This is a genomic window from Isoptericola sp. NPDC057653 (assembly GCF_042799955.1).
GTDB lineage: Bacteria > Actinomycetota > Actinomycetes > Actinomycetales > Cellulomonadaceae > Isoptericola.
This window is the reverse complement of sequence record NZ_JBHVHP010000004.1, coordinates 250,535-271,861: the sequence shown is the minus strand read 5'-3', so window position 1 is coordinate 271,861 and position 21,327 is coordinate 250,535. Positions and strand designations below refer to the sequence as shown.

The window sequence follows — 21,327 nt, the reverse complement described above, 5'->3', positions numbered from 1 at the left end:
CCCACACACCCCCACGGTTATTACGTGCCACATTCCCCCCGGCGCGGGGGCCTCGTTGTGGTCCGGCGGGGTTTCCCCCCCCGCCGGGTTTTTGGGGGGGGGGGGGGGGGGGCCCCGGGGGCCCCCCCCCCGCCGAGAGTCCGTCGACGCCGCTCGCCGACGACCCGACCGCCCTGCAGCCCGGGAGGCCGCGATGACCACGCCCGACCAGCCCCAGCCTCCGTCCGGCTGGGGCGAGGCCTCCGAGCCCCCGCGGTACGGCCAGCGCGCGCCCGGCGGCGAGCCCCAGTACGGGCAGGGCCAGCAGTACGGGCAGGGCCAGCAGTACGGGCAGGGCCAGCCGCAGTACGGGCAGGGCCGGTACGGGCAGCGTCCGGGCGGTGCGCCCGGACCCTACGGCCCGGCGGCGGCCAAGCCCGGCATCGTGCCGCTGCGGCCGCTGACGCTCGGCGAGATCTACGACGGCGCGTTCACGGCGATCCGGCACAACCCCAAGGTGATGCTCGGCGCGGCGACGCTCGTGCTGCTGGTCGCGACCGTGCTCGGCGTGCTGGTGGCGCAGCTCATCGTCCCCTCCCTGACCTCGTCGTTCTCGTCGCTCGCCGCGGCCGACCCCGAGATCGCCGACCTCGGGTTCGACGCCGTCTACGCCCAGGTCGTCGCGACGGGCCTCGGCACCGGGCTGACGATCCTCGTCGCCCAGCCGGTGGTCGAGGGCATCCTCACGGTCTCCGTGAGCCAGTCGGTCATCGGGCGCAAGCAGAGCCTCGGGCAGGTCTGGACCCGTCTGCGCGGCCGGGTGGGCCGCCTGATCGGCTGGGCGCTGCTGCGGACCCTCGCGTCCCTGGTGCTCGGCGCGGTGTGGTTCACCCTGCTCGTCGTCGTCATCGCCGCGTTCGGCGACTCGTCGGTCGGCGGCACCGTCGCGATCGTGCTGCTCCTGGTGGCGGGGCTCCTCGCGGCGGTCGTGTGGCTCGGGGTGCGCGTCGGCCTCGTGGCCCCCGCGCTGGCGCTCGAGGGCCAGGGTCTCGGCTCCACGATCGGTCGCGCGTGGCGGCTGACCCGCGGGTCGTTCTGGCGGCTGTTCGGGATCTACCTGCTCGCGGCGATCATCATCGGCATCGCGGCGAACCTCATCACCTACCCCATCACGATCATCGCGGCCGCCATCGGCGGTGCCAGCGAGAGCACCCAGGTCATGAGCGCGTCGACGGTCGTCGCCAGCGTGCTGTCGATCATCGTCAGCACGGCCATCACCACGATCTTCACGGCGTCCGTCGTCGCCCTGCTCTACATCGACGTGCGGATGCGCCGCGAGGGCCTCGACGTGCAGCTCGCCGCCGCGGCCCAGGCGCCCGACGACGGGCAGCCGGGGGCCGGGCCCGGCCCCCGCCCGGGGCCGCCCCCCGGCATGATCGCGTGACCGGCGCGTCGGCGGGGCTGCTCCCGGCCGCGCTGGCGGCCCTGCCCGCCACCGTGCCGGTGGACCCCGACCGCGAGACGGCGCACCGCTGGCTCCTCGAGGAGCTGTCCCGCTCCGAGTACTCCACCGCTCCGTCCCTCCTCGAGCGCCTGCTGCAGTGGATCGCGGACCTCTTCGACGGGCTGTCGCTCGGCGGGGGCCGGTTCCCGGTCGCGTTCGTGGTGGTCGTCGCCGTGGTCCTCGTGGCCGCGATCGCGTGGTGGGTCGCCGGGCCGGTGCGGCTCACGCGGAGCCGGCACCGCTCCGCGGTCGTGCTCGGCGACGACGCACGGACCGCCGAGGAGCTGCGGGCGGCCGCGGACGCCGCCGCCGGGCGCGGCGACTGGTCGACCGCGGTGCTCGAGCGGTTCCGCGCCCTGGTGCGGTCCCTGGAGGAGCGGGTGGTCATCGACGAGCGCCCGGGCCGTACCGCGCAGGAGGCGGCGCACGACGCCGGCTCGCGCCTGCGCGTCGTGGCCGGCGAGCTGCACGGCGCCGCCGGCCTCTTCGACGACGTCTGCTACGGCACCCTCCCCGCCCGGGCCGAGGACGACCAGCGCCTGCGCGACCTCGACGCGCGCGTGCGCGCGCTCCGGCCCGAGCCGCTCGCGGCGACGAGCGGGGTGGCCGCACCATGACGCTCGGCACGGACCCCGGCACGGACCTCGGTGCCGGCCTCGGCTCCCCCGCGGCAGCCGCGGCGGCGACCGACGCGGCGACCTCGCCCGTCGTCACCGGCGACGGCACCACCGCCGGCAGCCGCGCGGCCCGACGGTGGCGGCGCGCCCGCTGGACGCTGCTGGTGCTGGGTGTCGTCGTCCTCGTGGTGGCCGTGCTCGCGGTGACGCGGCCGGTCACGTCGAGCACGCCGTACGCCCCGGACAACCCCGGCCCGGACGGCGCCCGCGCCGTGGCCCAGGTGCTCGGGCGGCAGGGCGTCGACGTCGAGCACGTGACCCGCGTCGCCGACGCCGTGTCCGCGGCGGGCCCGGGCACCACGCTGCTCGTGACGCCGTCGTCCTACCTCCTGCCCGAGCAGGCGGACGCCCTCGCCGGCGTCGAGGCCGACCTGGTGCTGATCGGGGCCGACGACCTCCTGGTCGGCGCCGCGACCGACGGCGACGCCGGCCGCGTGCACCCGGCCGCCACGCCCGGCTCCCCCGTCGCCCCCGGGTGCGACCTCCCCGTCGCACGGCGCGCGGGGACCCTGCAGCTCGGCGCCGGGCTCGAGGCCAACCCCGACGCGTCGCGCGACGTGACCCTCTGCTGGACGGCCGACGACCGGGCGGCGCTCGCGCAGGTGGAGCTCCCGACCGCGGGCGGCACGCGCACCGTGACCGCCGTCGACGACGCGGCGCTCGTCCGCAACGACACCGTCCTGGACGACGGGAACGCGGCCCTCGCCCTGGGCCTGCTGGGCGCGCACGAGACGCTGGTGTGGCTCGTCCCCGACCCGCTGGACACCAGCGCGGCCGGGGAGCCGTCCGACCCGGGCGGGGCCGTGCTGCCGAGCTGGGCCGGCGTCGTCGGCCTGTGGGCCCTGCTGGTCGTGGGCGTCGCCGCCGTCTGGCGCGCGCGCCGCCTCGGGCCGCTCGTCGCCGAGGAGCTGCCGGTCGTGGTGCGCGCCACCGAGACCACCCGCGGCCGCGGCCGCCTGTACCGGCGCACCCGCTCCCGCGGGCACGCCGCCGCGGGGCTCCGCGCGGCCAGCGCCGAGGTCGTCGCACGGCGCCTGGGCGTCCCCCGGTCGGCGGACCCGACGACCCTCACCGAGGCCGTCTCCCGAGCCACCGGCCGCCCCACCCGCGACGTGGCCGACCTGCTGTACGGCCCACCACCCCCCGACGACGGCGCGCTGGTCGAGCTAGCGCGCCGGCTCGACACCCTGGAGAGCGAGGTCCACCGATCGTGACGACCCCCGACGAGAACCCGCAGGCCGCCCCGGTCCCGCAGACCACGGCGCCCGCCCCCGTCGACCCGCCGGCCCCGGCCGACGCCTCGGCAGCCCCCGCGGCACCGCCCGCGCCCGCGGCTCCGGTAACGCCCACGGCTCCGGTGGCGCCGGACGACGCGCCGGCCCCCGCGGCGCCGTCCGTCGAGCTGCGCGCCGCGCTCGCGGGCGTGCGCACCGAGGTCGGCAAGGCCGTCGTCGGCCAGGACTCCGCGGTGACGAGCCTGCTCATCGCGCTGCTCTGCTCGGGCCACGTGCTGCTCGAGGGCGTGCCCGGCGTCGCGAAGACGCTGCTGGTGCGCGCGCTCGGCGAGTCGCTGGACCTGTCCACCAAGCGCGTCCAGTTCACGCCCGACCTCATGCCGGGCGACGTCACCGGGTCGCTGGTCTACGACGCCCGCACCGCCGAGTTCTCCTTCCGCGAGGGCCCCGTCTTCACGAACCTGCTGCTCGCGGACGAGATCAACCGCACGCCCCCGAAGACGCAGGCGTCGCTGCTCGAGGCGATGGAGGAGCGCCAGGTGTCGGTGGACGGCACGCCGCGCCCCCTGCCGGACCCGTTCGTCGTCATCGCGACGCAGAACCCCGTGGAGCACGAGGGCACGTACCCGCTGCCGGAGGCACAGCTCGACCGCTTCCTGCTCAAGGTGGTGCTGCCCGTGCCGGCGCGCGAGCAGGAGATCGAGGTCCTGGCCCGGCACGCCGCCGGCTTCGACCCCCGCGACCTGCACGGTGCCGGGGTCCGGCCCGTCGCCGGCCCGCAGCAGCTCGCCGCCGCCCGCGCCGAGGTCCGGCAGGTCCAGGTGGCGCCCGAGGTGCTCGGCTACGCCGTCGACCTGTGCCGCGCCACCCGCCGCTCCCCCTCCCTGTCGCTCGGGGTGTCGCCGCGCGGCGCCACGGCGCTGCTCGCGACGTCGCGCGCCTGGGCCTGGCTCTCGGGCCGCTCGTACGTCACGCCCGACGACGTGAAGGCGCTCGCGCACCCCACGCTGCGGCACCGCGTCCAGCTCCGGCCCGAGGCCGAGCTCGAGGGGGTCACCGCCGAGAGCGTGCTGACCAGCGTGCTCGCGACCGTGCCCGTCCCCCGCTGAACGTGCGGCGAGACGGTATGGGGCCGGGCGCCGACGGGGCGGTGATCGCGTGGCGCTGACGTGGCGTGCCGTCGTCCTGGCGGCGCTCGGCGTGATCCCGGTGGCCCTGTTCCCGGTCCCGGGGACGGTCGTGGTGTGGGCGCTCGTCGTGGTGGCCGTCTGCGCCGTCGACGTCGCGCTCGCCGCGTCGCCGCGCGCCGTCGCGATCCAGCGCCGCGCGCCGCGCTCGGTGCGGCTCGGCGTGACCACGCGTTCCGAGCTGGTCCTCACCAACACGACCCGCCGCCGCCTGCGTGCGCTGGTCCGGGACGCGTGGCCTCCGTCGCTCGTCGTGGACGCCGCCGTGCGCACCGACGGCGCCGCCGCGGGCGAGCCGCTCGTGGCGCGCTCGGCCCGCCACGCGGTCGACCTGCCCGCCGGCGAGTCCGCGCGGGTGCGCACCACGCTGCGCCCGACCCGGCGGGGCGACCGGGCGGCGGGCGCGGTGACCATCCGGTCGTACGGGCCGCTGCGGGTCGCCGCCCGGCAGGCGTCGATCCCCGTGCCCGGGCGCCTGCGCGTGCTGCCCGAGTTCGCGAGCCGCCGCCACCTGCCGTCGCGCCTCGCGCGCCTGCGGGAGATGGACGGCCGGGCCGCGGTGCAGGTGCGCGGCGAGGGCACGGAGTTCGACTCGCTGCGCGAGTACGTCGTGGGCGACGACGTCCGCTCGATCGACTGGCGTGCCACCGCCCGGCGCGGCGACGTCGTCGTGCGCACGTGGCGCCCCGAGCGCGACCGGCGCGTGGTGATCGTGCTCGACACCGGGCGCACCTCCGCCGCCCGCATCGGCAGCGCGCCGGGCGCCCACGTCCCGACGCCCCCCGGGGCCGGGGACGGCGACGAGCTCGCCTCGACGCTCGGGGGCACCCGGCTCGAGGCGAGCATCGAGGCGGCGCTGCTGCTCGGCGCCCTCGCCGACCGCGCGGGCGACCGCGTGCAGGTGCTGGCCTACGACCGCGCGCTGCGCGCCCGCGTGGCCGGGGCGTCGGGCCCCAGGCTGCTGCCCGCGCTCGCCGAGTCGCTGGCCGTCGTCGAGCCCGCGCTGCTGGAGACGGACTGGCCGGGCCTCGTCGGGCAGGTGCGCCAGCGCGTGTCGCAGCGGTCGCTGGTCGTGCTGCTCACGTCGCTCGACCCCGCCGCCGTGGAGACGGGGCTGCTGCCCGTGGTGCATCGGCTGTCCGGCACGCACCAGGTGGTCGTCGCCGCCGTCGCCGACGCGGACTCGGCCCGGCTGCGCGCCGACCGGTCGTCGGAGGCCGCCGTCTACGACGCGGCCGCGGCCGCCCGCGCGGACCTGGAGCGGGCCGCCGTCTCGGCGGTGCTGCGCCAGCACGGCGCCGAGGTGGTCGAGGCGCTCCCCGACGACCTGGCGCCGCGCCTCGCCGACACGTACCTGGCGCTCAAGGCCGCCGGCCGCCTCTGACCCCGTTGCCCGCCGCGAGGGTCAGTTGCCGGTCATCCCGCTGAGGTCCATCACGTCGTCGGCGGCCGGCGCCTGGACGTCGGGCGCCTCGTTCAGGTCGGACAGCACCATCTCGCCGTCCCCGGGGCTGCTGACGCCGACCAGCTGGTCCGAGCCGTCGGCGGTGACCTGCATCGACGTGCCGTCGTCGGCGGCGTACTCGTAGACCTGCTGCCCGTGGAAGTCCACGAGCTCGCCCGGGGTGTCGTCGGGCACGTCGGCGGCGCTCGGGAGGTCGGCGGCGAACTCGTCCACGAAGCTCTCGAGCGACAGGTCGTCGGCGCCGGCCTCCTTCGGCAGCTGCAGGTACTTGTCGCCGAGCGCCTCGGAGATCGCGCCGTCCGAGTCGCCGAAGTTGGCCGCGAAGAACTGCGGGGACGCCTTGAGGTAGGTGGCACCGTCGACGCGCAGGATGGTCGCGTCCGCGGGCTTGCCGTCCACCGTCCCCGACATCGTGAGCGTGAAGTCGCCCTCGCCGGTGACCGCGCCGGACCCCTCGATCGTCATGGTCTCGCCGTCGTCGACGAAGGTCCCGGTCAGCGTCAGCGACGTCAGCGCGGCGACGTTCGCCTTCACCTCGTCGGCGATCTCGGAGTACGGCGGGACGTCCTGCGCGGGCGCCGACTCCTCGGCCGCCTCCTCGGGCTGTCCCGACCCCGTGACCGTGCCCGCGGTGGGGGCGTCCGTCGAGGGGCCGCCGTCGCAGCCGGCCAGGGCGAGCGCGCCGGCGAGGGCGACCGAGGTGAGGACGAGCGGCTTCTTCGTCATGGCGGCCTCCTCGGGCCGACGGGTCCCGGCGTGCGCGCGGCACGGGCGGGGCCCGACCAGGTTGCCTGGAAGCCATCCACGCTAGGTGAGGGCACCCCGCGCCGACCAGGCCCGCGGCCACAATCCACCCGGTCGACCGGCCGCCCGGTCCCCCGAGCCGCGGCCGCGTGCCGTCAGCCGACGGTCGGCACGACCTCGCCCGCGCGGTCGGCGTCGAGGTCGCCCGTGAGACCGGCGGCGGTGGCCCGGCGGCCCAGCACCACGACGTAGACCCAGAACCCCGCGAGGGCGATCGTGCCGATGACGATCTTGAACCACCACGGCAGCGTGGAGCCGGTGACGTACCCCTCGATCAGGCCGGACACCGCGAGCGCCCCCGCGAGGCCGATCGCGACGGTCACCAGCGCGCGCCCCTCCTGGGCCAGCGCCACGGTGCGCGGGCGGGGGCCCGGGGACACCGCCGTCCAGAACAGCTTGAGCCCGGCCGCGCCCGCGACGAACACGGCGGTGAGCTCGAGCAGCCCGTGCGGCGCGATGAGCTGCAGGAACAGGTCCAGCTCGCCGTAGGCGGCCATCATCCCGCCCGTGGCGCCCACGCCCACGGCGTTCTGCACCAGCACCATGGCGGGCCACACGCCCGTGATGCCCAGGCCCACGCACTGCGCGGCGATCCACGCGTTGTTCGTCCACACCATCGCGGCGAACGACGCGCCCGGGTCGTAGTAGGACGCGAAGGCCTCGTTGACGTACGCCTCCCGCTCGGAGGGGGTGCCCATCGCGGCGAGCGCGCCCGGGTCGGTCGCCACCCGGTACCCCGCCAGCACCGCGAGGGCCAGGCAGACCACGACGACGCCGAGCGTCCACCAGCGCACGCGGTACAGCGCGGCCGGGACGGTCACGGCCACGAACCGCACGACGTCGGCCCACGCCGGCTCGTGGGCGCCCGCGATGCGCACGCGGGCGCGGCTGAGCAGGTCGGAGAGCCGGGTGACCAGCACCGGGTCCGGCGCCGCGGACCGCACCGTGGACAGGTGCGTGGCCACCGCCTGGTAGAGCCGCACGAGCTCGTCCGCCTCCGCGCCGTCGAGCCGCCGCTTGCGGGTGAGCTGCCGCAGCCGCTCCCACTGGGGGCTGTGCACGGCGGTGAAGGCGTCGAGGTCCACGGTCGATACCCTTCCACACGGGACACGTCGCACGAGCGGGGGATGCACATGCACGACGGGATCGTCATCGGCGAGGGCGTGGTGCTCGACGCGCGCCCCGCCTCGTTCGTCAGCCGCGCGCTCGCGGCGCTGCTCGACCTCGCGGCGATCGTCGTCGTGGGGATCGCGCTGCTCGTCGTGGTCGCGGTGCAGGACGTCCAGATCGACCAGCAGTGGGCCGCCGTGCTCGGCGTGGTCGCGGCCGTGCTGGTGATGGTCGTGCTGCCGGTGACGGTCGAGACCCTCAGCCGCGGCCGGTCCCTCGGGAAGCTGGCGGCGGGGCTCCGGGTGGTCCGCGACGACGGCGGCCCGGTGCGCTTCCGGCACGCCTTCGTGCGCGCCCTGGTGGGCGTGGGCGAGCTCTGGCTGACGTTCGGCAGCGTGGCCCTGATCGCGTCGCTGTCGAACTCCCGCGGCAAGCGCCTCGGCGACCTGCTGGCCGGCACCTACGTCATCCGCGTGCGGGGCGGGCGCGGCTGGTCGGTGCCGCTCGCGATGCCCCCCGAGCTCGCCGCCTGGGCGCGCACGGCCGACATCCGGCGGCTGCCGGACGGGTTGGCCCTCGCCGCCCGCCAGTTCCTCGACCGCGCGCCCCGCCTCGCCCCCGCGTCGCGCGCCGGCCTGGCCGACGACCTCGCCGGCAGCATCGAGCCGCTCGTCGCCCCCGGGCCGCCGCCCGGCACGCCCGCCGAGGCGTTCCTGCACGCCGTGCTGCACGAGCGCCGCGACCGCGAGCTCGAGCGCGGGCAGGCGGAGCAGGAACGGGCCGAGGCCCGCGCCGCCACCCTGCACCGCCTGCCCTACGCCGTCCCCGACCCGCCCCGCTGACCCCGGTCAGGAACGGCGGGGGCGGTCCTCGAACCGGCCGAACACGCGCACCAGGCCGAGCAGCACCAGCAGGAACGCGGCGAACCAGATCGGCCGGGACGCCCACCAGTCCGCGCCCCAGGCGGCGGGCAGCCGCTGCCCGAGGCCCAGCAGCGCCACGCCGACGACGGCGAACATCGCCGTGAGGTGCCACAGGTAGACCGTCATCGACCGGCGAGCCAGAGCCCCGACGACCCGCTGCCCGGCGGCCGTGCCCGCCCGGCGCACGAGGGCGGCGCGGAACAGCAGGACGAGGCAGACCTGGGCGACCGCGTGCGCCACGACGGGCGCGGTGGGCGGGCCGAGGTTGGAGATCTCGTCGCCGGGCATCCCGATCATGCTGGGCGGGTAGGGGCCGACGGCGACGAGCACGGCCATGGCGGCGACGGCGGCGAGGGCGCCCGCGGCGAGCAGCCGGCGAGCGGTGCGCGAGCCGAGAGGCTCGGCGGGGCGGCGCGGGGCGCCCCGCTCGGCGGCGTACGCGATGCCGGCGAGGTAGGGGGCCGCCCACGCGAGGAGCACGTTGGCCCAGGCGAGGCCGGCGGTGACGTCGTTCGGGAGCCCGAAGCGCAGGGCGTCCAGGGACAGCGGCAGCGCCACCGCCGCGCCGAGCGCACCCCAGCGCCACCGCTCCCACGCGGCCCGCAGCAGGGGCGTGATCGCCATGAGCACCACCCACACGCCGAGGAACCACAGCAGCTGCGGCGCCATTCGGGCCATCCGCCACACGGCGTCGTCGGGCACGCCCAGGGCGAGCAGCGCGGCGACGGCGAGCGCCCAGGCCGCGGCGAACGCGCCCACCGGGCGGGCGACGGCCCGCAGCCGGGCCAGGACCACGCCGCCCCAGCCGCGGCCGGCGGTGGCCGTCCCGCCTCGCTGGTAGCCGGCCGAGGCGCCGGCGGCGAAGAACAGGAGGGCCAGCGGCTGGAGCCAGGTCACGAGCCAGCCGGCGCCGTGGCCGAGGGCGTTGCCGACCTGCAGCGTGCGGCCGTCCCACGCGGCCTCCGCCATCAGCCAGTGCAGGAGCACCACGCCGACGGTGCCGACGGCCCGTACGACGTCGACGAACGGGTCCCGCGGGCGGCGGAGAGGCGCCGTGGCGGCCGCGGCGGGCCGGGGCCGGACGACCGGCGGCGGCGCGGACAGGGCGGGTGGGGCAGGGGCGTCGAGGACGGCCACGATGGCTCCTGAGGCTCGGTGAGAGGGACACTCTCAGCCTCGTGACCTGCGACGTCGCCGGACATGGGCCTGGCCCCCGCCCCGCCCGGCTCCTCCCCCGGGTCGTTCCGGGGGACGTCCCCCGTCGACCTGTCAGGACAGGTCTCGGCTCAGGCGTCGACGCCGAGGTAGCGCAGCACGGCGAGCACGCGCCGGTGGTCGGCGGAGTCCTGCGGGAGGTCCAGCTTGGTGAAGATCGCCGCGACGTTCTTCTCGACGGCGCCGTAGGACAGGAACAGCGCCTCGGCGATCGCGCCGTTGGAGCGGCCCTGCGCCATCAGCTCGAGCACCTCCTTCTCGCGCGGCGTCAGGCGGGCCACCCCGTCCTCGACGGAGCGGTGCGCGCCCATCAGCTGGCGCACGACCTCGGGGTCGAGCACCGTCTCCCCCGCGGCCACGCGCCCGAGCGCGGCGACGAAGTCCCCGACGTCGGCCACGCGGTCCTTGAGGAGGTAGCCGACACCGCGCGGGTCGCCCTCGAGCAGGCGCGACGCGTACCGCGTCTCGACCCACTGGGAGAACACCAGCACGGGCAGCCCCGGGTGGGCGGCCCGCAGCGCCTCGGCGGCGCGCAGCCCCTCGTCCGTGTGGGACGGGGGCATGCGGATGTCGGCGACGAGCACGTCGGGCAGCGCGCCCGCGGCGGCGAGGGTGGTGACCTCGCGGACGAGGGCGTCGCCGTCGGGCACGGCCGCCACGACGTCGAACCCGCGGCGGGACAGCAGCGCGACGAGGCCGTCGCGCAGGATCGCGGAGTCCTCGGCGACGACGACGCGCAGACCGCCAGGCGCGCCCGGCGCGTCGGAAGTCATCGGGCGGTGCCGGGGGCGGGCAGCGGGATGGTCACGGTGATCACCGTAGGCCCTCCGGCGGGGCTGACCACCCCGAGCGTGCCGTCGACACCGGACAGCCGGTCGGTCAGGCCCGCCAGCCCGCTGCCGCGGCCCGACGCGTCCGGGGCGCGCACGGCCGCGCCGCCCACGCCGTCGTCGTGCACCCGCAGGACCAGGGCGCGCACGGCGGCGCCGGTGGCGGTGTCGGCCACGGGCTCCACGCCGGCGACGACGTCGACCCCGGTGGCGCGGGCGTGCTTGGTCGCGTTGGCGACGAGCTCCGCGACGGCGAAGTAGGAGATCGCGGTGACGCTGGGCGGCAGGTCGGCGGCGTCGAGCCCGACCGCGTGCACCCGGACCGGCAGGGCGGCGCGCGCGGCCAGGGTCTCCAGGGCGACGGCGAGGCCCGCGTCCAGGGCGGGCGGCCGGATGCCGCGGGCCAGCTCGCGCAGCTCCGCGAGCGTGTCCTTGGTGCTGGAGTGCGCCGTCTCCAGGACGGCGGCGAGCTCGGCCTCGTCGGCGCCGTCGCGCAGCAGCTCCCGCGCCTCGCCGATCTGCATGGCGACGGCCACGAGGTGCGCCTGGGTGCCGTCGTGCAGGTCGCGCTCGATGCGGCGCAGGCGGGCGTCGGCGTCCTCCACCGTGACGGCGCGGGCCCGCTCGGCGTAGGCGACGCGCAGGCTGGCCCGGGTGGGGCTGAGCAGCCCGACGGTGAGCAGCCGGAAGAGCCCCGCGAACAGGGCCTGCACCTGCGGCCACAGGTACAGCAGGATCACGCCGGCGGCGACGAGCAGCAGCTGGCGCGCCGGGGTGTCGACGAACCAGTCGGTGCCGAACGACGCGCCCCGGTGCCAGGTGCCGTCGCTCGCCTGCTGCAGCGGCAGCCAGCGCGACCAGAACCAGTGCGTCATGCCGCCGAGGGCCACGGCCAGGAACACCGTGCTCACGACGAACGACACGATCGCCAGCGGGAAGGTGACGACCATGTACAGCAGCGACCGCCAGGCCGTCGAGTCGCCCAGCATCCCGCCGAGCCGACGCCAGAAGCCCTTGCGCGGCGTGCGCGGCGCGGGCTCGGCGATCTCCACGCCGAGGTAGCGCACCGCCATCCGCCGGTACGTCGAGCCCCAGCCGCGGGCCCCGATCAGCACGCCGCCCGCCACGAACAGGCCCACGACGGTGACCGCCACCCCCGCCATGAAGGAGACGGTGAAGATCGCGTACGTGAACGCGAACGGCGCCAGGAGCAGCGAGAGCCAGATGAAGCCGTAGGCCCGCCAGGTGCGGCCGTCGAACGGGGCGAGGAGGAACGGCGGCGCGCCGTCGTCCGCGCTCGGCGACGCCGGAGCCGCCTCCGTCGAGTGCGGGGTGGCGGGCGACGGTGCGGTGCCGTCGGTGGACGTCATGCTGGTCATGCTTCCAGGCTGCCGCCCGCGGCGCCGAGCCGATATCCGGCCCACCGCCGTCCTGCCGGGGGTTGTCCCCCCTGCCGGGCCGGTCCGGGCCGCGGCAGAAGGGCTCCCTCGTCAGTACCGGTAGTGCTCCGCCTTGTACGGGCCCTCGACCGGCACGCCGATGTACTCGGCCTGCTCCTTGCTCAGCTCGGTGAGCCGCACGCCGAGCGCGTCGAGGTGCAGGCGCGCGACCTTCTCGTCGAGCACCTTGGGCAGGCGGTACACCTGGCGCTCGTACTGGCGCTCGTCGGCGGGGCGGGCCATGTCGGCGAACAGCTCGATCTGGCCGATCACCTGGTTGGCGAACGAGTTCGACATGACGAACGACGGGTGGCCGGTCGCGTTGCCCAGGTTGAGCAGGCGCCCCTCCGAGAGCACGATGATCGACCGCTCGGGCCGGCCGTCGGCCGCGGGCAGCGTCCACTCGTGCACCTGGGGCTTGATCTCGGTCTTCACGACGCCCGGCACGGCGGCGAGGCCGGCCATGTCGATCTCGTTGTCGAAGTGGCCGATGTTGCCGACGACGGCCTTGTCCTTGAGCGCGAGCATGTGCTCGACGCGCACGACGTCCTTGTTGCCGGTCGTGGTGATGACGAAGTCGGCCTCGCCGATCACGTCGTCCAGCCGGGCCACCTGGAAGCCGTCCATCGCCGCCTGCAGCGCGCAGATCGGGTCCACCTCGGACACGATGACGCGCGCGCCCTGGCCGCGGAACGCCTCGGCCGCACCCTTGCCGACGTCGCCGTAACCGCAGACGAAGGCGACCTTGCCGCCGATGAGGATGTCCGTGGCGCGGTTGATGCCGTCGGGCAGCGAGTGCCGGATGCCGTACTTGTTGTCGAACTTCGACTTGGTGACCGAGTCGTTGACGTTGATCGCCGGGAAGATCAGCTCGCCCGCCTCCGCGAGGTGGTAGAGCCGGTGCACGCCCGTCGTCGTCTCCTCGGTGACGCCGCCGATGCCCTGCGCGACCGTGGTCCAGCGCAGCGGGTCGGAGTCCAGCGCCCGGCGCAGCACGCTGCGCACCACGTTCATCTCGTGGGTGTGGTCCGGCTCGCCGGGCAGCGTGTCGGGCGGCACGACGCCGGCGCGCTCGTACTGCAGGCCCAGGTGCACCAGCATCGTGGCGTCGCCGCCGTCGTCGAGGATGAGGTTGGGGCCGCCCTGGCCGTTCTCCGCCCCCGGCCACACGAGGATCTGCTCGGTGCAGTCCCAGTACTCCTCGAGGCTCTCGCCCTTCCAGGCGAAGACGGGCACGCCCTGCGGGTCGGCGGGGGTGCCGTGCGGGCCGACGACGATCGCCGCCGCGGCCTCGTCCTGCGTGCTGAAGATGTTGCAGCTCGCCCACCGGACCTCGGCGCCGAGCGCCACGAGCGTCTCGATGAGGACGGCGGTCTGCACCGTCATGTGCAGCGAGCCGGCGATGCGGGCGCCGGCCAGCGGCTGCGACTCGCCGAACTCCGCGCGCAGCGCCATCAGGCCGGGCATCTCGTGCTCGGCCAGGCGGATCTGGTGCCGCCCCGCCTCCGCCAGCGCGAGCGAGCGCACCTTGTAGCGGCCGGGAACCTCGTCGAAGCCGGTGGTTCCGGGTGCCTCAGCGGTCGTGGACATGGTCGCCCTCCTGGACGTCTCGGGGTCATGTCGGTCGCGCTGGGGGCTCCCGTCTGCGCGTGGCCTGCCGTCGGCGGCACGGGCCAGCACCCAGGGTAGTCCGCGGCACGTCGACGACGCAGCGAGGCCGGCGCCCGCAGGGGCACCGGCCTCGTGCGTCCGCCCGGGGGTGGCGCGTCGTCAGCCGTTCTTCGACGCGCGGTAGCCCGCGTTGCGCGCCGCGGCGGCGGAGGTGAAGCACTCTTCGGGGGTGGTCACCTCGTAGTACCGCCCGCCCGGGACGTGGTAGATGCCGGACTGGTTGCCCTTGACAGGAGCCCAGCTCGGGCAGTTGTACTTGCTGACCGGCGTGGTGCGCGACGGCTTCTTGCCCTGCTTGACGACGAGCGTCTGCGTCTTGGTCTTCGCCTTCGTGGCCGACCAGACCTTCTTCTTCGTCGTCTGCTTGACCGTGTACGACTTCTTCAGGTCGACCCCCGGGTTGAGGGTCGCCGAGAAGGTGGCGCCCTGGCGCGGCACCGAGGCCATCGTCAGCTCGTCCCAGTTGTCCGCGATCCCCCAGACCTCGTCCCCGAAGTCGTACACGTCCAGGGTCACCTTGCGCGCCCCGTCGTACTTGGACGACGTGCACGAGGTGACCAGACGGTAGTCGTCGTAGCCGAGGTCCTTCACCGAGGTGGCCTTGCAGCTCACCTTCACGTCGGTGGACGCGGGGACGCCGACCTTCTTCTTCGTCACGGTCTTCGTCGTGCTCTTGACCTTGTAGGTCTTGTACGTGACCTTCGTCGTCACCTTGTAGGTGCCGGCCTTCAGCGCGACGGACTTCTTGTTCTTCGCGACCGTCTTGCCGGACTTCTTCACCGTGAGGGTCTTGGACTTCACGGAGACGTTGCCCTTGGCGCTGACGCTCGGCTTGACCGTCGTCTTCTTCTTGTACGGCGCGGTCTTCGTGCCGATCTTCTTGATCGTCACCTGGGTGGTGGTCGCCGCGGCGGCCGACGGCGCGCCGAGGGTGGCGGGCACGACGGCGAGCGGTGCCGCCAGCAGGGTGACGGTCGTGACGATCGCGGCGAGGCGGCCGCCCCGGCGCGCGGGCGAGGTGTGCTTCACGAGCTGCTCCTGGGGGGTGCGCCGACGACGTCGGCAGGTGAGGTGGCGCGACCCCGGCCCCCCGCGGCGGCGGCCGTCGTCGGGCCGCCCGCCGGGGCGATGGTGTCGCCAGTCAAGTATGTGAGCGCTCTTGCCGAAAGCAACCGGTCGATGTCGGACTTCACCCGTTGCGGGGCGGGTGATCTTCGCCGCAGTCGGCCCCTGTCCACGGCAGGACGAGCGCCGCCGCCCACCGGTCCCGGTCGGGGACGGCGGACGGCGGCGCTCGGGAACCGCGACGGTCAGCTCGAGACGCGCCGCCAGGAGCAGCCGTAGGCCTCGAAACCGACGTCGCCGGTCAGGACCTTCCAGTAGCCCGGCTCGGTGAACTCGGCGGCCTCGTCGATCGCCGCGTGCGTCATCGTGAAGCTCTTCAGCGCGGCGACGTAGCAGACGTCGTCCGAGTACGCCGGCCCGGTGGTGTAGTACAGCCCGGGCTTGAGCTGTCCCCCACCCGTGCCGACCTTGTAGATGCCGTCGGTCGGCGTCGACGTCCGCACCTTCCCGTACGCGGCGTACTTGCGCCACGTGCCGCAGCCGGTGGTGGCGAAGTACTTGTCCGTGCTGCGGATCGTCACGATCGTCTGGCCGTAGGTCAGACCCGCCCAGACCATCTTCTTGTTCCCGTCGAGCCGCTGGACACGGCACCCCTTCGGCGAGCCGGGAGCGACGTACGTGCCCGCCTTGATCTGCGTCCCGACCTTGTACGTGCCGTTCTTCGTGAGCACCGGGGCGGGCACCGTCACCCGCGCCGTCGCGGCGCTGGTGCGGGTGGAGGAGTAGTAGCCCGAGCGGACGCCCTTGACGGTGACGGTGATGCGCTTGCCGTACTGGGCACCCGTGAGCTTCAGGCTCGACCGGGTCGCACCCTTGATCTCCGTGCCGTTCGCCTTCCACTGGTACCGCCAGGACGACGGCTTCGGCGTCCACGTGCCGCGGCTGCTCACCTTGAGGGTGGACCCGACGCGCGCGCTGCCCGAGATCTTCGGTGCCGACGTCCGGGAGTAGACCCGCAGCACCGTGGACGACGAGCTCGTCACCGACGTCGTGGCGTACCCCGAGCGGCTGCCGGTGACGGTGACGGTGAGCTTCTTGCCCGCGTACCTCGACGGGACCGTGTACGACGACTTCGTCGCGCCGGAGATCTTCGCGCCGTTGGCGCGCCACTGGTAGCGGTAGGTGCTCGCGGCGGGCTTCCAGGTGCCCTTCGCGACGGCGACCTTGGCGCCGACGCGCACCGTGCCGCTGATCTTCGGCCGCGGCGCGGACAGGACGCCGGCGGCGACGGTCTTCCAGCCGCTCGCGCGAGTCACCGTGGTGTAGCCCGACTTGGTGCCGGTGACGCGGACCCGCAGCGTCTTGCCCTTGACCGACGCGGTCGGCGTGTAGGTGGTGCCCGTGGCCTTCGAGATGGCCACGCCCGACGCGTACCACTGGTACGTGAGCGTCGTGCCGGCGGTCCAGGCGCCCGGCTTCGCCGCGACCTTCGAGCCGACGCGCACGGTGCCGGAGATGGTCGGGGTCGGCGCCGTGAGGACGCCGGCGGCCACCGTGACCGGCACGGTGGTCCGGGTGGTCTCGTAGCCGGGGCGCTTGCCTGTCACCGCGACGGTGAGCACCCCGCCCCTGTCGGCCACGACCGGCGTGTACGACGACGTCGTCGCGACGGTCGCCGTGCCGGTCGCCCGCTCGACGGTCCAGCGGTAGGCGAGGGTCGTGCCCTCGGGCCACTCCCCCGGCTGCACGGTGACGCGGCTCCCGACGCGCACGGTGCCGGACACGGTGGGATCGGCACCGGCGATGGCGCCCGGCGCCACGGTGCCGTCGGCGGTCACCACCACGGACGCCGAGGGGACGCCGTCGACGGCGCCCACCGGCGCGGTGCCGGTGATCGCGACGCTCAGGACGCCGCCGACGGCGCCGGCCGGGACGACCAGGGCGGCTCCGGTCCCGTCCCCGACCTCGACCCCGTCCACGGACCAGCGGTAGTCGAAGGCGAGATCGACGTCGGCGGGCGTCCAGAGCTCGGGGTGCGGGTCGACCACGACCTGCTCGCCCACCCGCAGCGTGCCCGCGACGGCGAGCTGCGCGACGTCGGGCGCGACGACGTCGGTGAGGGCGGCAGGCGCCGTCGGCCCGGTCGTCGGCCCGGTCGTCGGCTCGGCCGTCGGCTCGACCGTCGGCTCGACGGCGACCTGGCTCTCGGGCGGGGGGTCGGTGGCAGCGACCGCGGCGGGCGCGACCACCAGCGGCGCGACGACCAGGGAGAGGGCGGCGACGAGCGCCGTCGTGCGCGCGCGGTGCCGCGCACGGCCGGACAGGACAGGTTCCACGGGTCCTCCGGGACTCGTGCCGGCCAGGTGCCCGGCCGGCGAGGGTGAGGGCACGGCCGCAGGGCCACGTCGGCGTCGGTGCCGGTCGCCGCGGCCGTGCCGAGGCGCGGGCGGGCGGTGCTGCGCCGAGTATGGAGCCCCGGTCACCGGTCACCCTCCGGCTTCGGTCGTCGAGCCCGAAATTCACCCGCTCGCGAGCAGGTTTTCACCCGCTCCGCCGGCGTTCGTCGCGGCCGTCCGATCGCGCCCGACCCGCCCCGTGAGGCACCCACGACTTGCCGAGTCCTTGCCGTTCCCAGATGCTTTCTTCACGGTCGCCGCCTCCCGAGTGGCGCCAGATGGTGGCCCGGGACACACTGTTCAGGCGCGGATCGTGACCTGCGTCACGCGCTTTGTCACATTCCGGTAACGATCGCTGCACCCTTCTGACCAGCCAAAAGTCGGTGTTTCCCCAGGACAACCCGGAAGAAACGCGCAGATCAGGCGCGCTTTCTCAGTTCGCCACGGCACCCGTCGGCGTAGGAGGGTGCTTGATGCCCTTGTGCCCACTGGAACCGCGGAAGCACGGGAACCCGTGACCGGTGCTCGACGCACCGCCCGGCGAACCGTGGGTACATCCGAACGTGATGGAAGGTGGCGAGCCCTGCCCGTATGACGGGAGACAGCAGTACCACCACAGCAACGCCCGCCGAGACGTCCGGGGTCACCCCTGCGGTGTCGGTGAGAGGCGTCTACAAGGTCTTCGGGCCCAAGCCTGGCGAGGCCGTGCGCCGCCTCGAGGCGGGAGCCTCACGCGACGAGGTCAAGAGCCTCGGTACCGCAGCGGTGATCGACGCGTCGTTCGACGTCGCCCCCGGCGAGATCTTCGTCGTCATGGGCCTGTCCGGCTCCGGCAAGTCGACCCTCATCCGCATGCTCAACGGCCTGTGGACGCCGACCGCGGGCGACGTCCTCCTCGGGGACGCGAACCTCGCGACCGTCGACGGCAAGCGCCTGCGCGAGCTGCGCCGCACCCGCGTCAGCATGGTCTTCCAGCACTTCGCGCTGCTCCCGCACCGCACGGTGCTCGACAACGCCGCGTACCCGCTGGAGATCCAGGGGGCCGGCAGGACCGAGCGGCAGGAGAAGGCCCGCCAGGCGCTCGACATGGTCGGCCTCTCCGGCTGGGAGGACTCGCTGCCGTCGCAGCTGTCCGGCGGCATGCGTCAGCGCGTCGGCCTCGCCCGCGCCCTCGCCGCCGACACCGACGTGCTGCTCATGGACGAGGCGTTCAGCGCCCTCGACCCCCTGATCCGCTCGGAGATGCAGGAGCAGCTCCTGGAGCTCCAGGAGAAGCTGGGCAAGACGATCATCTTCATCACGCACGACCTCAACGAGGCCATGCACCTCGGGGACCGGATCGCCGTCATGCGTGACGGGCGGATCGTGCAGATCGGCACCGCCGAGCAGATCCTCTCCGACCCCGCCAACTCGTACGTCGAGAAGTTCGTGGCGGACGTCGACCGGTCGCGCGTGCTCACGGCGTCCTCGGTCATGCAGCGGCCGCGCCTCACCGTGCCCGCCGGCGGCGGGCCCCGCCAGGCGGCGCGCGAGATGCGCGAGGCCGAGGTGTCGGGCGCGTTCGCGGTCGACCGGCGGCGCGTCCTCAAGGGGCTCGTCCGCGCCGACGACGCGGTGCGCGCCACGAAGGAGGGCGCGGAGAAGCTCGACGGCATCCTCGACACCGAGGTCACCTCGGTGCACCAGGACACCCCGATCGCCGAGCTCTTCGCCCCGGCGGCAGAGTCCGCCGTGCCGCTCGCGGTGGTCGACGACGAAGGCCGCCTGGTCGGCGTCGTGCCGCGCGTGACGCTGCTCGAGGCCATGGCCGGCGAAGCGGTCGAGAACGGCAACGTGTCGACCCCGGGGACGACGCAGGAGGTGCCGGCCGACGACGAACCTGCCGGGACGACGGAAGGAGCCCCGGCATGATCGTCACCGCTGCCAGCGACACCCTCGTCCCCCGGATCCCGGTGGGCGACTGGATCGAGACGGCGATCGACTGGGTCACCGACACGTTCGACCCGCTGTTCGACGCCGTCAAGACGTTCTTCGAGTCGATCTACGACGGCCTGGACTGGGTGCTCAGCACGCCGCCGTTCTTCGTCGTCGCGATCGTGCTCGCCGCGATCGCGTTCTGGGCCCGCGGCTGGAAGCTCGCGCTCGGCTCGCTCGTCGGCTTCGTGCTGATCGCCGCGATGGACCAGTGGGGCAACGCCATGGACTCCCTGGCGCTCGTGCTCCTCGCGTCCGTGGTCGCGCTGCTGATCGGCATCCCGCTCGGCATCTGGTCCGCGCGCAACGAGCACGTCTCACGCGTCGTCCGACCGATCCTCGACTTCATGCAGACGATGCCCGCCTTCGTCTACCTGATCCCGACGGTCGTCATCTTCCTCACCGGCCCCGTGCCCGGCATCATCGCGACCATCGTGTTCGCGCTCGCCCCCGGCGTGCGGTTCACCGAGCTCGGCATCCGTCAGGTCGACTCCGAGGTGGTGGAGGCCGGCCGCGCGTTCGGCTCCACGGACCGCCGCATCCTGCGCCAGATCCAGATCCCGCTGGCGATGCCCACCATCATGGCGGGCGTCAACCAGGTGATCATGCTGGCCCTGTCGATGGTCGTCATCTCCGGCATGGTCGGCGCCGGCGGCCTCGGCGGCGACGTCGTGGGCGCGCTCTCCAGCGTCGACATCGCCCTCGGGTTCGAGGCCGGCCTCGCGGTCGTGTTCCTCGCCATCTACCTCGACCGCGTCACCTCGGCCCTCGCGGACCGCTCCCCGGTCGCGAAGGCCCTCAAGGCCACGCGCTGACGCTCCCGCTCCTCGCTCGTGCGGCGGCCGCCGCGCCGCCGCACGGGCACCCTCAGGAAGGACAACCATGAATCTCGGACGCCACACCCGCCGCGTCGCCGCCGCCGGCGGCACCCTCGCCCTCGCCGTCTCCCTCGCCGCCTGCGCGTCGGACGACGACGGCGGCTCGAGCACCGGCTCGGGTGACGAGAAGGAGATCACCATCGGCATCCCGTCCGGCTGGGACGAGGGCATCGCCGTCTCGAACCTCTGGGCCAAGGTGCTGGAGGAGAAGGGCTACGACGTCGACACGAAGACCGCCGACATCGGCGTGGTCTTCACCGGCCTCGCCGGCGGCGACATGGACGTGCTCTTCGACACCTGGCTGCCGCTGACGCACGCCAGCTACGTGGAGAAGTTCGGCGACGACATCTCCGACCTCGGCACCTGGTACGACGACGCCAAGCTCACCATCGCGGTGAACGAGGACTCGCCGGCCAAGACCATCGGCGACCTCAAGGACATGGCCGACCAGTACGACAACAAGCTGGTGGGCATCGAGGCCGGCGCCGGCCTCACCAAGGTCACCAAGGAGCAGGCCATCCCGACCTACGGCCTGGAGGACCTGGACTACACGATCTCCTCGACCCCCGCGATGCTCGCCGAGCTCAAGGGCGCCGTCGACAAGGGCAACAACATCGCCGTCACGCTGTGGCGCCCGCACTGGGCCTACGACGAGTTCCCGATCCGCGACCTCGAGGACCCCGAGGGCGCGATGGGCGACGCCGAGGAGATCCACACCTACGGCACCGAGGACTTCGCCGACCGCTACCCCGAGCTCGCCGGCTGGCTGAAGGGCTTCACGCTCGACGACGACCAGCTGTTCTCGCTCGAGAACCTCATGTTCAACGACGACCAGTACAAGGACGACCCGGAGGCCGCCGTCGACGCGTGGCTGAAGGCCAACCCGGACTTCGTCGACCAGGTCACCGGCGGCGCGTCCGCCGGCGACGCCGCGAAGTGACCCTTCGCTGAGGTAGCCCGGTCCTCGCCGGGGTG

General features: G+C 74.5%; 17 protein-coding genes. 9 read left to right on the top strand and 8 right to left on the bottom strand.

Translation table 11 applies throughout. The features are described 5' to 3' along the window. Positions 1-193: 193 nt before the first annotated feature. The 5 genes from ACFU9A_RS20740 to ACFU9A_RS20720 all read left to right on the top strand — a co-directional run bounded on the left by ACFU9A_RS20740 (position 194) and on the right by ACFU9A_RS20720 (position 5,966). On the top strand, positions 194-1,423 hold the full coding sequence (locus ACFU9A_RS20740) for a glycerophosphoryl diester phosphodiesterase membrane domain-containing protein (RefSeq protein WP_430577194.1): 1,230 nt from the start codon (positions 194-196) through the stop codon (positions 1,421-1,423). Then, on the top strand, positions 1,420-2,100 hold the full coding sequence (locus ACFU9A_RS20735; protein ID WP_430577193.1) for a DUF4129 domain-containing protein: 681 nt from the start codon (positions 1,420-1,422) through the stop codon (positions 2,098-2,100). The genes ACFU9A_RS20740 and ACFU9A_RS20735 overlap by 4 nt, the downstream gene beginning before the upstream one ends. Continuing rightward, positions 2,097-3,374 (top strand): DUF4350 domain-containing protein, encoded by a 1,278-nt coding sequence (locus tag ACFU9A_RS20730; protein WP_430577192.1) that lies wholly within the window; start codon positions 2,097-2,099, stop codon positions 3,372-3,374. The genes ACFU9A_RS20735 and ACFU9A_RS20730 overlap by 4 nt, the downstream gene beginning before the upstream one ends. Positions 3,375-3,517: 143 nt before the next feature. Beyond that, positions 3,518-4,504, top strand: coding sequence for an AAA family ATPase (locus ACFU9A_RS20725; RefSeq protein WP_430577387.1), 987 nt, complete (start codon positions 3,518-3,520; stop codon positions 4,502-4,504). Positions 4,505-4,553: 49 nt separating this feature from the next. Then, positions 4,554-5,966: a DUF58 domain-containing protein gene (locus tag ACFU9A_RS20720; protein WP_430577191.1), complete on the top strand. Its 1,413-nt coding sequence runs from the start codon at positions 4,554-4,556 to the stop codon at positions 5,964-5,966. A gap of 21 nt (positions 5,967-5,987) precedes the next feature. Here the strand turns inward: ACFU9A_RS20720 and ACFU9A_RS20715 are convergent, their stop codons facing one another. Next, a complete protein-coding gene (locus tag ACFU9A_RS20715) occupies positions 5,988-6,773 on the bottom strand; it encodes a hypothetical protein (RefSeq protein WP_430577190.1) in 786 nt (261 codons plus the stop codon). A 173-nt stretch (positions 6,774-6,946) separates the two neighbouring features. Beyond that, positions 6,947-7,936, bottom strand: a complete 990-nt coding sequence (locus tag ACFU9A_RS20710; RefSeq protein ID WP_430577189.1) for a stage II sporulation protein M — start codon at positions 7,934-7,936, stop codon at positions 6,947-6,949. Positions 7,937-7,984: 48 nt separating this feature from the next. Between ACFU9A_RS20710 and ACFU9A_RS20705 the strand changes: the two genes are divergently transcribed. Beyond that, positions 7,985-8,803 (top strand): RDD family protein, encoded by an 819-nt coding sequence (locus tag ACFU9A_RS20705; RefSeq protein ID WP_430577386.1) that lies wholly within the window; start codon positions 7,985-7,987, stop codon positions 8,801-8,803. A gap of 6 nt (positions 8,804-8,809) precedes the next feature. Here ACFU9A_RS20705 and ACFU9A_RS20700 read toward each other — a convergent pair whose 3' ends face one another. The 6 genes from ACFU9A_RS20700 to ACFU9A_RS20675 form a co-directional block, all read right to left on the bottom strand. Then, entirely contained in the window at positions 8,810-10,021 is a 1,212-nt protein-coding gene (locus tag ACFU9A_RS20700; RefSeq protein ID WP_430577188.1) for an acyltransferase family protein, read from the bottom strand. Between the two features lie 149 nt (positions 10,022-10,170). Further along, positions 10,171-10,872, bottom strand: a complete 702-nt coding sequence (locus tag ACFU9A_RS20695; RefSeq protein ID WP_430577187.1) for a response regulator transcription factor — start codon at positions 10,870-10,872, stop codon at positions 10,171-10,173. Then, on the bottom strand, positions 10,869-12,308 hold the full coding sequence (locus ACFU9A_RS20690; RefSeq protein ID WP_430577186.1) for a sensor histidine kinase: 1,440 nt from the start codon (positions 12,306-12,308) through the stop codon (positions 10,869-10,871). Before ACFU9A_RS20690 ends, ACFU9A_RS20695 begins: the two co-directional genes overlap by 4 nt. A gap of 111 nt (positions 12,309-12,419) precedes the next feature. After that, positions 12,420-13,958 carry an adenosylhomocysteinase gene (gene ahcY, locus ACFU9A_RS20685; protein ID WP_430577185.1) on the bottom strand — a complete coding sequence of 513 codons (1,539 nt, stop codon included), beginning with the start codon at positions 13,956-13,958 and terminating at the stop codon, positions 12,420-12,422. 180 nt (positions 13,959-14,138) lie between these two features. Next, positions 14,139-15,068: a hypothetical protein gene (locus tag ACFU9A_RS20680; RefSeq protein ID WP_430577184.1), complete on the bottom strand. Its 930-nt coding sequence runs from the start codon at positions 15,066-15,068 to the stop codon at positions 14,139-14,141. 281 nt (positions 15,069-15,349) lie between these two features. Then, positions 15,350-17,440, bottom strand: a complete 2,091-nt coding sequence (locus ACFU9A_RS20675) for a hypothetical protein (RefSeq protein WP_430577183.1) — start codon at positions 17,438-17,440, stop codon at positions 15,350-15,352. Between the two features lie 651 nt (positions 17,441-18,091). Between ACFU9A_RS20675 and ACFU9A_RS20670 the strand changes: the two genes are divergently transcribed. The 3 genes from ACFU9A_RS20670 to ACFU9A_RS20660 all read left to right on the top strand — a co-directional run bounded on the left by ACFU9A_RS20670 (position 18,092) and on the right by ACFU9A_RS20660 (position 21,292). Further along, entirely contained in the window at positions 18,092-19,411 is a 1,320-nt protein-coding gene (locus tag ACFU9A_RS20670; RefSeq protein ID WP_430577182.1) for a glycine betaine/L-proline ABC transporter ATP-binding protein, read from the top strand. Further along, positions 19,408-20,289: an ABC transporter permease gene (locus ACFU9A_RS20665; protein ID WP_430577181.1), complete on the top strand. Its 882-nt coding sequence runs from the start codon at positions 19,408-19,410 to the stop codon at positions 20,287-20,289. Before ACFU9A_RS20670 ends, ACFU9A_RS20665 begins: the two co-directional genes overlap by 4 nt. 67 nt (positions 20,290-20,356) lie before the next feature. Next, positions 20,357-21,292, top strand: coding sequence for a glycine betaine ABC transporter substrate-binding protein (locus ACFU9A_RS20660; protein ID WP_430577180.1), 936 nt, complete (start codon positions 20,357-20,359; stop codon positions 21,290-21,292). Positions 21,293-21,327: the final 35 nt, after the last annotated feature.

Excerpts from the sequence above, each read along its gene's own strand:
- ACFU9A_RS20740 (WP_430577194.1), top strand. The coding sequence starts at position 194 with ATGACCACGCCCGACCAGCCCCAGCCTCCGTCCGGCTGGGGCGAGGCC.
- ACFU9A_RS20730 (WP_430577192.1), top strand. The coding sequence starts at position 2,097 with ATGACGCTCGGCACGGACCCCGGCACGGACCTCGGTGCCGGCCTCGGC.
- ACFU9A_RS20715 (WP_430577190.1), bottom strand. The coding sequence starts at position 6,773 with ATGACGAAGAAGCCGCTCGTCCTCACCTCGGTCGCCCTCGCCGGCGCG.
- ACFU9A_RS20705 (WP_430577386.1), top strand. The coding sequence starts at position 7,985 with ATGCACGACGGGATCGTCATCGGCGAGGGCGTGGTGCTCGACGCGCGC.
- ACFU9A_RS20695 (WP_430577187.1), bottom strand. The coding sequence starts at position 10,872 with ATGACTTCCGACGCGCCGGGCGCGCCTGGCGGTCTGCGCGTCGTCGTC.
- ACFU9A_RS20690 (WP_430577186.1), bottom strand. The coding sequence starts at position 12,308 with ATGACCAGCATGACGTCCACCGACGGCACCGCACCGTCGCCCGCCACC.
- ahcY (WP_430577185.1), bottom strand. The coding sequence starts at position 13,958 with ATGTCCACGACCGCTGAGGCACCCGGAACCACCGGCTTCGACGAGGTT.
- ACFU9A_RS20670 (WP_430577182.1), top strand. The coding sequence starts at position 18,092 with ATGACGGGAGACAGCAGTACCACCACAGCAACGCCCGCCGAGACGTCC.
- ACFU9A_RS20665 (WP_430577181.1), top strand. The coding sequence starts at position 19,408 with ATGATCGTCACCGCTGCCAGCGACACCCTCGTCCCCCGGATCCCGGTG.
- ACFU9A_RS20660 (WP_430577180.1), top strand. The coding sequence starts at position 20,357 with ATGAATCTCGGACGCCACACCCGCCGCGTCGCCGCCGCCGGCGGCACC.